General features: G+C 67.6%; 13 protein-coding genes. All 13 read left to right on the top strand.

The window, feature by feature from the left end; translation table 11 throughout:
- A partial coding sequence (locus tag ACEN88_RS10700; RefSeq protein WP_413339472.1) for an NAD(P)/FAD-dependent oxidoreductase occupies window positions 1-1132 on the top strand: 1132 nt, incomplete at its 5' end.
- Between the two features lie 29 nt (window positions 1133-1161).
- Complete coding sequence (locus ACEN88_RS10695; protein ID WP_413339470.1) at window positions 1162-2742, top strand: ABC transporter substrate-binding protein; 1581 nt, start codon at window positions 1162-1164, stop codon at window positions 2740-2742.
- Window positions 2743-2744: 2 nt separating this feature from the next.
- Window positions 2745-3698: an ABC transporter permease gene (locus ACEN88_RS10690; protein ID WP_413339468.1), complete on the top strand. Its 954-nt coding sequence runs from the start codon at window positions 2745-2747 to the stop codon at window positions 3696-3698.
- Window positions 3695-4546, top strand: coding sequence for an ABC transporter permease (locus ACEN88_RS10685; RefSeq protein ID WP_413339466.1), 852 nt, complete (start codon window positions 3695-3697; stop codon window positions 4544-4546). The genes ACEN88_RS10690 and ACEN88_RS10685 overlap by 4 nt, the downstream gene beginning before the upstream one ends.
- Before the next feature lies 1 nt (window position 4547).
- On the top strand, window positions 4548-6401 hold the full coding sequence (locus ACEN88_RS10680; RefSeq protein ID WP_413339464.1) for an ABC transporter ATP-binding protein: 1854 nt from the start codon (window positions 4548-4550) through the stop codon (window positions 6399-6401).
- The gene (locus tag ACEN88_RS10675; RefSeq protein WP_413339462.1) at window positions 6398-6706 is read left to right on the top strand and encodes a (2Fe-2S)-binding protein; all 309 of its coding nucleotides are present in this window, start codon (window positions 6398-6400) and stop codon (window positions 6704-6706) included. The genes ACEN88_RS10680 and ACEN88_RS10675 overlap by 4 nt, the downstream gene beginning before the upstream one ends.
- Window positions 6688-8064, top strand: a complete 1377-nt coding sequence (locus ACEN88_RS10670; protein WP_413339460.1) for an FAD-dependent oxidoreductase — start codon at window positions 6688-6690, stop codon at window positions 8062-8064. The genes ACEN88_RS10675 and ACEN88_RS10670 overlap by 19 nt, the downstream gene beginning before the upstream one ends.
- The gene (locus tag ACEN88_RS10665; RefSeq protein WP_413339458.1) at window positions 8061-9206 is read left to right on the top strand and encodes an NAD(P)/FAD-dependent oxidoreductase; all 1146 of its coding nucleotides are present in this window, start codon (window positions 8061-8063) and stop codon (window positions 9204-9206) included. The genes ACEN88_RS10670 and ACEN88_RS10665 overlap by 4 nt, the downstream gene beginning before the upstream one ends.
- A gap of 37 nt (window positions 9207-9243) precedes the next feature.
- Entirely contained in the window at window positions 9244-10020 is a 777-nt protein-coding gene (locus ACEN88_RS10660) for a cupin domain-containing protein (protein WP_413339456.1), read from the top strand.
- A gap of 48 nt (window positions 10021-10068) precedes the next feature.
- Window positions 10069-10995: a 2-hydroxyacid dehydrogenase gene (locus tag ACEN88_RS10655; RefSeq protein ID WP_413339454.1), complete on the top strand. Its 927-nt coding sequence runs from the start codon at window positions 10069-10071 to the stop codon at window positions 10993-10995.
- A 16-nt stretch (window positions 10996-11011) separates the two neighbouring features.
- On the top strand, window positions 11012-12028 hold the full coding sequence (locus tag ACEN88_RS10650; RefSeq protein WP_413339452.1) for an ornithine cyclodeaminase family protein: 1017 nt from the start codon (window positions 11012-11014) through the stop codon (window positions 12026-12028).
- Window positions 12021-12992, top strand: a complete 972-nt coding sequence (locus ACEN88_RS10645; protein WP_413339450.1) for a threonine/serine dehydratase — start codon at window positions 12021-12023, stop codon at window positions 12990-12992. Before ACEN88_RS10650 ends, ACEN88_RS10645 begins: the two co-directional genes overlap by 8 nt.
- Before the next feature lie 202 nt (window positions 12993-13194).
- Window positions 13195-14169 carry a porin gene (locus ACEN88_RS10640; protein WP_413339448.1) on the top strand — a complete coding sequence of 325 codons (975 nt, stop codon included), beginning with the start codon at window positions 13195-13197 and terminating at the stop codon, window positions 14167-14169.
- The last annotated feature ends 251 nt before the right edge of the window (window positions 14170-14420 follow it).

Genomic DNA, 14420 nt, shown 5'->3' with positions numbered 1-14420 from the left:
GCTTCCAGCACCAGCACCGAGGCGCCGCGCCGTCGGCGAAGCGTCGGGCCGCAACGGCGGGCATTGCAACAGCGGCACCGCGCACGATTTCGGGGCGCTCGCCGCCCGGCTCGGGGTCGACACGGCGCGCTCGTTCTACCAGGCCTACAACGCCGCGGTCGACACGGTAGAGCGCCTGGTCACGCGGGAAGCCATCGATTGCGACTTCGCGCGCGTCGGCAAGCTCAAGCTGGCGGCCAAGCCGGAGCACTACGACAAGCTGGCGCGCAGTTGCGACGTGCTGCGGCGCGAGGTCGACCCGCACGTCGAGATGGTGTCCGCGGCGCGGATCCGCGACGAGGTCGCATCAAGCCAGTTCTACGGCGGCCTGCTGCAGAACACCAGCGCGCAAATGCACATGGGGAAATTCGGCGTCGGCCTGGCCCAGGCCGCCGCCCGTGCCGGCGCGCGCATTCATGAACACACCCCGGTGACGGGGCTCGACCGCCTGCCCGCGGGCGGGTTCCGCGTCACCACCGGCCGCGGCGTCGTCCAGGCCGGCCAGGTGCTGCTGGCGACCGGCAATTCGCGCCAGGGACCGTTTTCCTGGTTCCGCCGCCGCATGATCTCGGTGGGCAGCTTCATCATCGCGACCGAACCGCTGGATCCGGCGCTGCTCGGCCGCCTGCTGCCGCGGCGCCGCAACTACGTCACGTCCAGGAACATCGGCAATTACTTCCGCATCTCGCCGGACAACCGCCTGCTGTTCGGCGGGCGGGCGCGCTTCGCGCTGTCGAATCCGCGCTCGGACCGGAAGAGCGGCGTCGTGTTGCGCGCGGCGATGGAAAAGATGTTCCCAGCGCTGCGCGGGGTCGGCATCGACTATTGCTGGGGCGGCCTGGTCGACATGACGGCCGACCGCCTGCCGCGCGCAGGCGAGCACTGCGGGATGTACTACTCGACGGGCTACAGCGGACACGGCGTGCAGATGTCGGTCCACATGGGGCAGGTGATGGCCGACGTCATGGCCGGCCGCGCCGAACTGAACCCGTGGCGCCACCTGGAATGGCCGGCCGTGCCCGGGCATTTCGGCACACCCTGGTTCCTGCCGGTGGTGGGCGTGTATTACCGGCTGCAGGACTGGCTGCACTGAACAATTATTTCAAGACCAAGGAGACAATCATGAGCGACACACCATTCGACGCCGCCGGCGTTCCCGCAAGCGCCACGCGCCGCGACGTGATGCGCACGCTGCTGGCGGGCGGCATGCTGGCTTCCACCGCAGGCGGCCTGCTAACCTTCCCCGGCACCGCGCTGGCCCAGACCCCGCGCAAGGGCGGCCGGATCCGGGTCGCCATGGGGTCCGGATCGACGGCCGATACACTCGATCCCGCCAGGGGCAGCACCATCGCCGACTACGTGCGGCACTACATGTTCTACAGCTGCCTGACGACCATCGACACGAAGCTCGCGCCGCAGATGGCGCTGGCCGAATCGGTCGACAGCAAGGACGGCACGCTGTGGACCGTCAAGCTGCGCAAGGACGTGCGCTTCCACGACGGCAAGCCGCTGGGTGCCGCGGACGTCGTGTACTCGCTGCTGCGCCACAAGAATCCCGCCAACGCCTCCAAGGTCAAGACCGTGGCCGACGAGTTCGCGGACATCAAGGCCACCGGCCCGCTCGAAGTGCAGATCAGGCTCAATTCGCCGAACGTCGACTTGCCGGCGCTGCTGGCCGCGTCCCATTTCGCCATCGTCAAGGACGGTACCACCGACTTCGCGACGGCGGTCGGCACCGGGCCCTACAAGTGCAAGGAATTCAGGCCGGGCGTGCGCTCGATCGGCGTGCGCAACGACGAGTACTGGAAGCCGGGCAAGCCTTACCTGGACGAGATCGAATATTTTTCGATCCCGGACGAGGCGGCCCGCGTCAACGCGCTGCTGTCGGGCGACGTGCAGTTGATCAACGGCGTGAACCCGCGCTCGGCGGCCAGTTTCTCGGGCTCCGGTTGCACGCTGTTCGAATCGAAGACGGGCCTGTACACCGACCTCATCATGCGCGACCAGCTCGGCCCGGTGAAGAACCCGAACTTCGTGCTGGCCATGAAATACATGCTGGACCGCGAACAGATCCGCAAGGTGGCAATGCGCGGCTACGGCACTATCGCCAACGACCAGCCGGTGCAGCCCGGCAACCGCTTCTATTTCGCCGGCCTGCCGCAGCGCAAGTTCGACCTGGACAAGGCCAAGTTCTACCTGAAGAAATCCGGCATGGCCGGCCAGACCCTGCCGATCGTGGCCTCGACCGCCGCCGGCGGCTCGGTCGACATGGCCCAGATCATCCAGCTGTCGGCGCAGAGGGCCGGCCTCAACCTCGACATCAAGCGCATGCCGCCGGACGGCTACTGGTCGAACCACTGGGCCAAGCACCCGATGTCGTTCGGGAATATCAATCCGCGCCAGACGGTCGACCTGATGTTCTCGCTGTTCTACAAATCCGATTCGCCGATGAACGTGTCGGGCTGGAAGAACGAGAAGTTCGACCAGCTGCTCGACCTGGCGCGCGGCGAAACCGATGAAGCCAGGCGCAAGCAGATGTACGGCGACATGCAGGTGCTCGTGCACGAACAGTGCGGCGTCGGCATCCCCATGTTCATCCACTCGCTCGACGGTCTCGGCAACAAGATCAGGGGCTACGCCAGCCATCCGCTCGGCGGGATGATGGGCTATATGTTCGCCGACCAGATCTGGCTGGAAGCGTGATCATGAACGGGACCACCGTACGACTGGTATTGAACCGCGTGGGTGTCGGGGTGCTGACGCTGCTGGCGGTGTCGGTGGTGATCTTCACCATCACCAGCCTGCTGCCGGGCGATGCGGCGCAGGCGGCGCTTGGCCAGGAAGCGACGCCCGAGCTGGTGGCCGCGCTGCGGGCCAAGCTGGGGCTCGACCTGCCGGCCCACGTGCGCTACCTGCACTGGCTGGGCGGGCTGCTGACCGGCCATCCCGGCGTGGCCATGGCGAACGGCCTGCCGGTGACGGAGCTGATCGGCGGCCGCCTGCCGAACTCGCTGATGCTGGCGGCGGCCACCACCGTCGTCTCGGTGCCGCTCGCGCTGGCGCTCGGCATCCTGTCCGCGATGTACCGCGGCTCGCTGTTCGACCGCGTCGTCAGCGTGGCGACGGTGTGGACAGTCTCCGTGCCGGAGTTCCTGATCGCCACGCTGGCGGTGCTGCTGTTCGCCGTCAAGCTGCGCTGGCTGTCCGCGCTGTCGCACACCGACGATATCGCCACCCTGGGCCAGTTCCTGCGCGCCTATGCGTTGCCGGTCATGACCTTGTGCTGCGGGATCGTGGCGCAGATGGCGCGCATGACCCGCGCCGCCGTGATCGACCAGCTCAATGCGTCCTACGTCGAGATGGCGCGCCTGAAGGGGGTGCGTCCAGTGCGCATGGTGCTGTCCCACGCGCTGCCGAACGCGATCGGCCCGATCGCCAACGCGGTGGCGCTGTCGCTGTCCTACCTGATCGGCGGCGTGATCATCATCGAATCGATCTTTAACTATCCGGGCATCGCGAGCCTGATGGTCGATTCCGTCACCATGCGCGACATGCCCGTGGTGCAGGCCTGCGCGATGCTGTTCTGCGCCGGCTACCTGGTGCTGCTGACCGTGGCGGACGTGTGCGCAATCGTTTCCAACCCAAGGTTAAGAAAATGAAGACCTCCGTGATTTCTCCCATCGCCCGGCGCAAGCCGCGCCGGCATCTGCCGCTGGCCGGCCTGATCGGCTGCGCCGTCTTCGCGTTCTGGCTGCTGATGGCCGTGGCCGGCCCGTACCTGGCCCCGGACGACGCCGGCGGCGTCGGCGACGACGTGTTCGCGCCGCTCAGCGCGCTGCATCCGCTCGGCACCGACTACCTCGGCCGCGACATGCTGAGCCGCATCCTCCACGGCGCGCCGTACACGATCGGCCTGGCGCTGGCCGCCGTGCTGGTGGCCAGCGTCGGCGGCACCGTGCTCGCGATGTGCGCCGCGGCGGCGGGCGGCTGGTTCGACGCCATCGTCAGCCGCATCGTCGACACCATGCTCAGCATCCCGCACAAGCTGCTGGCGCTGATCATCGTCGCCGGCTTCGGCACGTCGGTGCCGCTGCTGATCCTGACGGCCGGCATCGGCTACATGCCGGGCGCCTACCGCATCGCGCGCGCGCTGGCCGTGAACGTGCAGGCGATGGACTACGTGCAGGCGGCGCGGGCGCGCGGCGAGGGCATGGCCTATATCACTTGCCGCGAAATGCTGCCGAACATGATCCGGCCCGTGCTGGCCGATTTCGGCCTGCGCTTCCTGTTCATCGTGCTGCTGCTCAGCGGCCTGTCGTTCCTGGGACTCGGCATCCAGCCGCCGCATGCGGACTGGGGGTCGCTGGTGCGCGAAAACATCATCGGCCTGTCCGAAGGCGCGCCGGCCGTCGTCATGCCGGCCATCGCCATCGCCACGCTGACCATCGCCGTCAACATGGCCATCGACGGCCTGGCAGGCCGCAAACGCCGCGGCAGGGAGGGCTGACATGGACACGAACACGATCGTCAAGGTGGCCGGCCTGAGGGTCACGGCGCGCAACGACATGGACGAGGAGGTGCCCATCGTCCACGGCGCGGATTTTTCGATTCAACGGGGCGAGGTGCTGGCGCTGATCGGCGAGTCCGGCTCCGGCAAGACCACCATCGCGCTGGCGCTGATGGGCTATGCCCGCACCGGCTGCCGCCTGGCCGGCGGCGACGTGACCGTGGCCGGCAACCGGATGCTGGCGATGAGCGAGAGCCAGTTGGCGGGACTGCGCGGCCACACGGTGGCGTACATCGCGCAGAGCGCCGCCGCCGCGTTCAACCCGTCCAAGCGGCTGATGGACCAGGTTGTCGAGAGCGCCCTGATCCACAAGGTGATGCCGCGCGCCGAGGCCGAAGCCAGGGCGGTCGAGCTGTTCCGCGCGCTGGCATTGCCCGATCCGGATCGGATCGGCCAGCGCTACCCGCACCAGGTATCGGGCGGGCAGCTGCAGCGCGTGATGGCGGCCATGGCCCTGATCACCGATCCCGCCCTGGTGATCCTGGACGAGCCGACCACCGCGCTCGACGTGACGACGCAGATCGAGGTGCTGCGCGCGTTCAAGAAGGTGGTCAAGGAGCGCGGCAGCACGGCCGTCTACGTGTCGCACGATCTCGCCGTCGTCGCGCAGATGGCGGACCGCATCGTCGTGCTGCGCGACGGCGAGATCCGCGAATCGGGGCCGACCGCGCAGATCCTGTCCGCACCCGCCCATCCCTACACGAAGAGCCTCCTGGCGGCGATCGCCCCGAAGCCGGCGGCCGCGGCCGTGCGCGACCCGAAGACCGCGCACGAGCATCCGCTGCTGGAGGTGCGCGGCCTGCACGCGGCCTACGGCACGGCGCGGCGCGGGGCGCCCGTCAAATGCGTGCTGGACGACGTCAACCTGGTGATTCCGCGCGGCGCCACGATCGGCGTGATCGGCGAATCCGGTTCCGGCAAGACGACGCTGGCACGGGCCATCGCCGGCATGGTGGCGCCGTCCGAAGGCGAGATCCTCCTGGACGGCAAGCGCCTCGCGCCCACGCTGGAGGGACGCACGCGCGAGCAGTTCCGCCGCATCCAGTTCGTGTTCCAGAACGCCGACACGGCGCTCAATCCGCAACACAGCATCGGGCGCATCCTCGCCCGTCCGCTCGAGTTCTACCACGGCATGCGCGGCGAGGCATGCCGCAAGCGCGTGCTGCAGCTGCTCGACCTGGTGCGCCTGCCGGCCGCGGTGGCCGACCGCCTGCCGGGCGAACTGTCCGGCGGCCAGAAGCAGCGCATCAACCTGGCGCGCGCGCTGGCGGCCCAGCCCGACCTGATCCTGTGCGACGAGGTGACCTCCGCGCTCGACACCGTGGTCGGCGCCGCCATCATCGAACTGATGGCCGAGCTGCGCAAGGAGTTGAACGTGTCCTACATGTTCATCAGCCACGACATCGGCACCGTGCGCGCCATCTGCGACGAGATCGTCGTCCTGTACGCCGGCCGCAAGGTCGAGGCGCGCAAGCGCGAGGCGCAGGCGCTGCCGCCATTCCATCCATATTCGCATCTGCTGATCTCGTCCGTGCCGGCGCTGCGCCGCGGCTGGCTGGAAGAGGTTGCGGGCGCCACGCCGGCGGCGCTGCCGCCGCTGACGCCGAACGGAGCGGCGCGCGCCATGTGCGCCTTCGTGGACCGCTGCGCGTTGCGCGTCGACGGCATGTGCAACCGCCTGCCGCCGCCGCGCCAGATGCTCGCCGACGGCGGCAGCATCCTGTGCCACCGTCCGGAAGCCGAGCTGCGCGCCATCCAGGCGCCGCTGCGCGTCGTCGAAGGAGACGTCGCATGAGCAGCCGCTTCGTACGACTGGCCGAGACGGGCCGCGCGCGGGTGCGCATCGTGATCGACGGGCACCCGGTCGAGGCGCTCGCCGGCGACACGCTGATGGTCGCCATGCTCGACAACGTGCGCCAGCTGCGCGAGTCCGAATTCGGCGACGGCCGGCGCGCCGGCTTCTGCCTGATGGGCGCCTGCCAGGATTGCTGGGTCTGGACCGCCGACGGCCGCCGCCTGCGCGCCTGTACCACCGTCGTGGCGGACGGCATGAACCTAGTGACGACACAACCGGAGGCGACATGGCCCAACCTCGCGTAATCATCGTCGGCGCCGGCCCCGCGGGCGTGCGCTGCGCCGAAATCCTCGTCGCGGCCGGCCTGCATCCGACCGTCGTCGACGAAAACCGCCGCGACGGCGGCCAGATCTACCGCCGCCAGCCCGACAACTTCACCCGCCCGTACGCGAAGCTGTACGGCACCGAAGCCGAACGCGCCCGGTCGCTGCACGCGAGTTTCGACGCGTTGCGCGGCAAGATCGACTACCTGCCGGAGACGCTGGCGTGGAACATCTTCCAGCGCGAGCTGCACGTCACCGACCAGCGCACGTCGCGCGCCTTGCCGTACGACGCGCTGGTGATCTGTTCCGGCGCGACCGACCGCCTGATGCCGGTGAAAGGCTGGCACCAGGCGGGCACCTACAGCCTGGGCGCGGCGCAGATCGCGCTGAAGGCGCAAGCGTGCGCGATCGGGCGTCGCGTCGTGTTCATGGGCACAGGGCCGCTGCTGTACCTGGTGGCGTCGCAGTACGTGAAGGCGGGCGCCGGCGTGGCGGCGGTGCTCGACACGTCGCCCTTCATGCGGCGCGTGGCCGCGCTGCCGAAGCTGATGGCGCGGCCGTCCGTGCTGCGCAACGGCCTGGCGCTCGCCCGGGAATTGAAGCGGGCCGGTGTGCAGGTGCTGACCGGCATCGTGCCCGCGGAAATCACGGGTTCGCCCGACACCGGCGTGCAGGGCGTGGTCGTGCGCGACAAGGGGGGCCGCGAACTTGCCTTCGACTGCGACGCGGTGGCGATGGGCTACCACCTGCGTCCCGAGACGCAGCTGGCCGACCTGGCGCGCTGCGCTTTCCGCTTCGACCAGGAGACGCGCCAGTGGCTGCCCGACGTGGGCGAGGACGGACGCACGTCGGTACCTGGCGTCTATCTCGCCGGCGACGGCATGAACGTGCTGGGCGCCGACGCCGCCGAGATCGGCGGACGCCTGGCGGCGCTGGCCGTGCTGACGGATTTGAAGTTCACGGTCGCGCAGGACGAAGTGCGGACGCTCCGTGCGCAACAGGCAAGGATGGAGCGCTTCCGCCATGGCCTGGCGCAAGCGTTCCCCTGGCCCGCGCAGCAGGCGGCGGCGCTGCCGGACGACGCCATCGTTTGCCGTTGCGAGGCCGTCACGGCGGGCGAACTGCGCCGCACGGTCTCGGAGATGGGGGCATGCGAAGCGAACCGCGCCAAGGCGCTGTGCCGCGTCGGCATGGGCCGCTGCCAGGGACGATATTGCGGGCACGCCGGTGCGGAAGTCATCGCCCATGCGGCCGGCGTGCCGGTGGAACTGGTGGGACGCCTGCGTGGCCAGGCGCCGGTGAAGCCGCTGTCGATGGCGGTGCGGGAGGAAGTGAAATGAGTGCGTTGAAAGCGGATGTCATCATCGTCGGCGGCGGCATCATGGGTGCCTCCAGCGCCTTCTTCCTGCGGCAGCGCGGCATGTCCGTCATCCTGCTCGAGCGGGGATTGATCGGTCAGCAGGCCAGCGGCGTCAACTTCGGCAACACGCGCCGGATGGGCCGCCCCATCGAGCAGCTGCCGCTGGCGAACCGCGCGCGCGCGATCTGGCTGAAGTTCAAGGAATTGTTCGGTGCGGACGTCGAGCTCCTGCTGAACGGCCACCTGCGCGTGGGCGTCACGCCGGCGCACGAGGAACGCATGGTGAAGTATGCGGAGGATGCCGGGTCGTTCGGCATCGGCATGCAGATGCTGGGCGCGAAAACGCTGCACGAGCGCTTTCCGTACCTCGGGCCGGACATCACCGCGGGGTGCTACGCCCCTCACGACGGGCATGCGAATCCCCGCCTGGCGGCGCCGGCCATCGGCCGTGCGGCGGTACGCGCCGGCGTGCAGGTGTTCGAAAACACCGAGATGACGAGCCTGGAAAAGGACGGCGCGGACTTCGTCGCGACCACCGCGGATGGCCGGACCTTCCGCGCGCCCGTGGCCCTCGTCACGGCCGGCGCCTGGGGCAATCGCATCAGCACGCACTTCGGCGAGCCGGTGCCGATGATCGCCAGGGCGCCGCAGATGTGCGTCACCGAACCCGTGCCTTACGCGATCCGGCCGACCATCGGTGCGATGGCGGACACGTTCGAGCAGGTCGTCTATTTCCGCCAGGTTGCGCGCGGCAACATCGTCATCGGCGGCGGCGGCCATGAACCGGCGGACATCGAGAGCCGGCGCTCGTACGTGAACCCGGCCCGGACGCTGTACAAGCTGAAGAGCGCACCGGGCGTGATGCCGGCATTCGAGCACCTGCACATCATCCGCGTCTGGAGCGGGATCGAGGGCTACATGGACGACAGCCGGCCCGCGATGGGACCGAGCGCGCGCGTACCCGGCCTGTTCTATGCGTTCGGCTTTTCCGGCGAAGGCTTCCAGCTGGGGCCGGGCGTGGGCGAGGTGATGGCGGAACTGATCGCCACGGGCGCCACGAGCACGCCGATCGAGTGTTACCACATCGGACGGTTCGCCACGCCGGTCGCGAACGCGGCGTGAACCTCATTCTCATCAACATTCAATGCAAGCCACCATCATGTCTCGAGCTACCATCACGTCGAATTTCCGGCAAGCCGCAGTTGCCGTCCCGGTCCATACGCCATCCTTCGTCGACCTGCGCAAGTTCGCGCAGGACCCGACCCAGGGCATCGCCGTGACCGCGCCGGCGGGAGAAGACCGCTTCCTCGCCAGCCGCCGCGTCCTGGACTGGGCGCCCGGCCCGGTCACGGCGGGCGTCATCACGCTCGACGCCGGCAACGGCGCCGTACAGTCTCTCGCGGCGGACGAATTCATCATCGTCCACCAGGGCAGCCTGACCCTGACGCAGCAGGGTACGTCCGTCACGCTGGGGGCGAACCAGAGTGCGATTCTCAAGCATGGCGCGGCATTCGCCTGGTCCGCGCAAGGACCCGTGTCGCTGATCTTCGTCCGCTACAACAAGAGCCGGGCGGGCGACGGCGCGATCGTGCCGATCAGGGAAAATCCGGAGATGGGCCCGTCGGCCGGCGGCCCGTCGCCCGACCTGCTGCTGACGCCCACGCCGCTGTGCCGCAACCACACCGACTACAAGTCCGAAGACGGGGAATTCACGTGCGGCACGTGGGACTCGACGCCCTATGCCCGCCGTGCACTGTACTTCCGCCACATGGAACTGATGTATCTGCTGGAAGGGAGCGTGACCTTCGTCGATGAAGCAGGCCGCAGCGGCACGTTCTCGAAGGGCGACATCTTCCTCATCGAGCAGAAGGCGTCGTGCACCTGGGACAGCCGCGAGCACGTGGCGAAGCTGTACGTGATCTACCGTCCGGCTTGATATGGAGAAGATCGTGACAGCCTTGTCGGGATGCGGCGCGGAGGCCCCATGACCTTCCTGTACAAAGCCGATCCGGTCCGCGGGGCCGTCTGGGCGGAACGGTTTGCCCGCAAGACGCCGGCGCTGCCATTCCGCACCTGGCCCGACGTCGGCGATCCGCACGCCGTGCGCTACCTGGCCGCGTGGGAACCGCCGGCGGACCTGGCGGACCGGTTTCCGAGCCTGGAAGTCCTGTTCTCGACCGGCGCCGGCACCGACCAGTTCGACCTGTCCGCCATCCCCGCGACGGTGGCCGTGGTGCGCATGGTCGAGCCGGGCATCATCGGCGGGATGGTCGAATACGTCACGCTGGCCGTGCTGTCCATCCACCGGGACTGGCGTACCTACCTCGACCAGCAGCGGGCAGGGCACTGGCAGCCGCATCGCGTGTATCCCGCCGCCGCGCGGCGCGTCGGCGTGCTGGGCCTGGGCGTGCTGGGCCGCGCGGTACTGGCCAGCCTGCGCGGCCTCGGTTTCGATTGCGCCGGCTGGAGCCGGTCGCCGCAGCAGATCGACGGCGTCGACTGCCATGCGGGCCCGGAAGGTTTGGCGCACTTCCTGGCGCGCACCGACATCCTCGTCTGCCTGCTGCCGCTGACGGACGACACGCGCGGCATCCTGTGCCGCCGCCTGTTCGACCGGCTGCCGCAAGGCGCCACCGTGATCAACGTGGGCCGCGGCGGGCATCTCGTGCAGCGCGACCTGTTGCAGGCGCTCGACACGGGGCAGGTCGGCCAGGCCATCCTGGACGTGTGCGAGCCCGAACCGCTGCCGCGCGGCGATCCGTTGTGGACGCATCCGCGCGTGGTGCTGACGCCGCATGTCGCCAGCATGACGCAGCCGGAGACCGCGGCCGACGCGGTCATCGACAACCTCCGGCGGCATTGGGAAGGGTTACCGATGAGCGGCCTGGTCGACCGGTCGCTCGGTTACTGATATCGAAAGGAACGCAATGAAAACGCTGTTACTCAAAAAGGAAGAAGTCGCCCAGCTGATCTGCATGCGCGAAGTCATCGCCGCCGTGGAGGAAGCTTTCGTGGCGTTCAGCGGCGGACAGGTCGAGCAACCCGACTATATCGGCATCCACCTGCCTCCCCCGCGCGGGGAAATCGACTTCAAGCTCGGCTACTACCGGGCCAACGAGGTGATTTCGATGAAGGCGTCGTCCGGCGGATTTCCGGACAACCCCAGGACATACGGTCTGCCCACCAACATGGGGACCATCCTGCTGTTCGACGGGCAAACCTGTGCGCTGACGTGCGTGATGGACGGGAGCCTGATCACCGGCCTCAGGACCGGTGCGGCCGGCGCCGTGTCGGTCAAGGCCCTGGCCAGGAAGGATGCGAAAACGGTCACGTCGATCGGAACGGGCATCCAGGCCAGGCTGCAGATCCGGGCGATCAGCGAGGTCATGGTCATCGAGGAGATCCACGCCTGGGACAACCATCCCGAGACGCTGGCGCAGTACAAGGCCGATATCGAAAGGGAGTTCGGCATTCCCGTCGTCATGGCGGCGTCGAAGGAGGACGCGGTGCGCCGGGCCGACATCCTCGTGACCACGACTCGCGGCAAAGGAACGCTGGTCGAAGCCGGTTGGGTAAAGCCCGGCACGCACATCGTGGCCATCGGGACGGACCAGCAAGGCAAACAGGAATTCGAACCGGCGATCTTCCGCAACGCGAAGATCGTCAACGATTCCATCGCGCAGTGCGTCACGAAGGGCGAAACCTGGCATCCGCTGAACGCGCACATCATCACGCAGGACGACATTCACGGGGAAATCGGCGAGATCCTGGCGGGGAAAAAACCGGGCCGGGAGAACGATGACGAGATCACGATCTTCGATTCCACGGGCATGGCCATCCAGGACAACACCACCGCGTCCCGGATCTACCGGAATGCGCTGGAAAACGGGGTCGGCGCCTTCTTCGAATTCTTCACGCAACCTCCAGAAAGACACCATGCGTAACTACCCCACCATCCAGGATATCCGGGAAGCCCGGGAACGGCTGAAACCCCACATCCGTCACACGCCGCTGTTACGTGCGGAGAAGATGGAAAAGGCCCTCGGCTGCCAGCTCTGGCTCAAGCCGGAAACCCTGCAGATCACGGGCGCATTCAAGATCAGGGGCGCCCTGAACACGGCGCTGGCGCTCCCCCGGGACGCCGTGGCGAACGGCCTGATCGCCACGTCGTCGGGCAACCATGCCCAGGGACTCGCGTACGCGGCGCGCATGCTGGGCGTGAAAGCGTTCCTGGTGCTGCCGGCCAGCGCGCCTGAGGTCAAGATCGCCAACACGAGGGCGCTCGGGGCGGAAGTCATCCTGTTCGACGGCGATAACGCGGCCCGCTGGAAAAAGACGTATGAAATCGCCGAAGAAAACGGGTACGCGGTGATCCACGGTTTCGAAGACCCGCTGGTGATGGCGGGCCAGGGCACGATCGGTTGCGAAATTCTGGACGACCTCGAGGACGTCGACACGGTCATCGTGCCGCTGGGCGGCGGCGGCCTCATTTCCGGGATCGCCACCGCCATCAAGGAAACGAAACCGTCGGTGCGGGTCATCGGCGCCGAGCCGGCCCTGACGCCGAAGTACTTCCACAGCAGGATCAACGGGGAACGCACGTCGCTGCCGTTGAAGGACACCGTTGCGGACGGCTTGCGGCTCAGCGTCCCCGGGCGGAATCCGTATCCCATCATCGAGAAGTACGTGGACGAGATCGTGCTGGTGGACGACGCGCATATCGTCGCGGGCATGCGCATGCTTGCCAACGATGCGAAATTGATCGCCGAGCCGGCGGCGTCCATCGGTATCGGCGCCTTGCTGGGCGGTGCGGTCGCTGTCCGGCCGGACGAGAAAGTGTGCGCGGTTTTAAGCGGCGGGAACTGGGATTTGTGCGACCTCGCCGCGATCTACCAGCGCGCCGAATAATGTCCCCGTACAGCGCAGCATATTCCGCCGTCAGGCACGGTGATTTCGCAGTGTTCATGTTGTTGGCCCGCCGTCTTTCGAGAAAAAGTGCCGAGGGAGCAGCCTTAAATTGATGGGTGTGGAGCGGATGATCGCGAGCTCATTCCAGCAGGTTTTTCAACCCGCTCAAGCCACGTCCAAAACATAATTTAAGGAGACAATCATGAAAAAAATCCTGCTTGCGGCGGCGGTGTGCAGTGCCGTTGCCGGTCCCGCCTCGGCGCAATCGACGACCACGGTTTACGGCCTGATCAACATCGGCCTGGTGTATTCGAAATCGGACGTGGCGCCCACGCGCTGGGGCGTCGACCCCGGCGGCTGGTGGGGTTCCCGCCTCGGCTTCCGCGGCTCGGAAGACCTGGGCAACGGCCTGTCCGTCATCTACCAGCTCGAAAACGGGTTCAGCCCCGACACGGGCACCGCGGGCCAGAGCGGACGCATCTTCGGCCGCCAGTCGTGGGTGGGATTGAAAGGCGACTTCGGTACCGTGCGTTTCGGCCGCACCTGGACGCCGTCCTACTGCCTGCTGACCGACGTCATCGATCCGTTCGAGGACGGCATGTCGGGCGCGGCCGAATCGTTCTTCGGTCGCAACATCTATGCCGCGATCGACATCCGCACGCAGAACGCCATCTTCTACGCGAAACAGGTCGGCGGGCTGAAGGGCGAGGTCTCGTATGCGTTCGGCGAGACGGCCGGCAATACGTCGGCCAACCGCCAAATCAGCGGCGCCTTCACCTATACCGTCGGCCGCTTGAAGGTGGCGTACGGCTACCAGAACAACAACGACGCCAACGGCACCGGGGCGGCCAAGCTGCGCTTCGTCGGCGGCAACTATGACTTCGGCGTGGCCAAGCTGCATTTCGGCCTCGACCGGCAGCAAACGGACGCCGCCGGCCTGGCGCCGGTGGACGCGAGCGACCTGCTGGTCGGCCTGACGATCCCGGCCGGCGGCGGACGTATCCTGGCGTCGTACAACCGGCTGAACGACCGCTCGGTGCGCAATGCCGATACGGCGCAGTATGCGATCGGCTACACGTATGCGCTGTCCAAGCGTACCTCGCTGTTCACCTCCATCGGCCACATCGACCCCAACAACGCCAACCGCGCGGATTGGGGCATCCGCCACAGCTTCTGACCGCCCGCAAATTCGGGGTCAGGTCCCTTTATCGCGCAAGATCCTTGAGGTAAGGTCGAACGTCAGTCCATGGCGTCCGGCCTGTCACGCCGCATGGCGACGGGGCGGCGGCCCCTCGCCGTGGGTGCGGGCGCTTGTTGTGCGGCCGGACATTGATCCGAAATGTGCTCTGACCCTGAGCCTTCCCCTCAAATTTTTGTTGTAAACAGCTTGGGAAGCTGTTAACTTTCAATCCCAAAAACGGCGCATGC

Source organism: Massilia sp. CT11-108, assembly GCF_047302915.1.
In the GTDB taxonomy this organism is placed as follows: domain Bacteria; phylum Pseudomonadota; class Gammaproteobacteria; order Burkholderiales; family Burkholderiaceae_D; genus Telluria; species Telluria orientalis.
Note: the sequence above shows the minus strand (reverse complement) of the source record. Positions and strands in the feature narration are given on the sequence as shown.

Excerpts from the sequence above, each read along its gene's own strand:
- ACEN88_RS10645 (WP_413339450.1), top strand. The coding sequence starts at position 12,021 with ATGCGTAACTACCCCACCATCCAGGATATCCGGGAAGCCCGGGAACGG.
- ACEN88_RS10685 (WP_413339466.1), top strand. The coding sequence starts at position 3,695 with ATGAAGACCTCCGTGATTTCTCCCATCGCCCGGCGCAAGCCGCGCCGG.
- ACEN88_RS10695 (WP_413339470.1), top strand. The coding sequence starts at position 1,162 with ATGAGCGACACACCATTCGACGCCGCCGGCGTTCCCGCAAGCGCCACG.
- ACEN88_RS10660 (WP_413339456.1), top strand. The coding sequence starts at position 9,244 with ATGTCTCGAGCTACCATCACGTCGAATTTCCGGCAAGCCGCAGTTGCC.
- ACEN88_RS10670 (WP_413339460.1), top strand. The coding sequence starts at position 6,688 with ATGGCCCAACCTCGCGTAATCATCGTCGGCGCCGGCCCCGCGGGCGTG.
- ACEN88_RS10680 (WP_413339464.1), top strand. The coding sequence starts at position 4,548 with ATGGACACGAACACGATCGTCAAGGTGGCCGGCCTGAGGGTCACGGCG.
- ACEN88_RS10650 (WP_413339452.1), top strand. The coding sequence starts at position 11,012 with ATGAAAACGCTGTTACTCAAAAAGGAAGAAGTCGCCCAGCTGATCTGC.
- ACEN88_RS10640 (WP_413339448.1), top strand. The coding sequence starts at position 13,195 with ATGAAAAAAATCCTGCTTGCGGCGGCGGTGTGCAGTGCCGTTGCCGGT.
- ACEN88_RS10690 (WP_413339468.1), top strand. The coding sequence starts at position 2,745 with ATGAACGGGACCACCGTACGACTGGTATTGAACCGCGTGGGTGTCGGG.
- ACEN88_RS10655 (WP_413339454.1), top strand. The coding sequence starts at position 10,069 with ATGACCTTCCTGTACAAAGCCGATCCGGTCCGCGGGGCCGTCTGGGCG.
- ACEN88_RS10675 (WP_413339462.1), top strand. The coding sequence starts at position 6,398 with ATGAGCAGCCGCTTCGTACGACTGGCCGAGACGGGCCGCGCGCGGGTG.
- ACEN88_RS10665 (WP_413339458.1), top strand. The coding sequence starts at position 8,061 with ATGAGTGCGTTGAAAGCGGATGTCATCATCGTCGGCGGCGGCATCATG.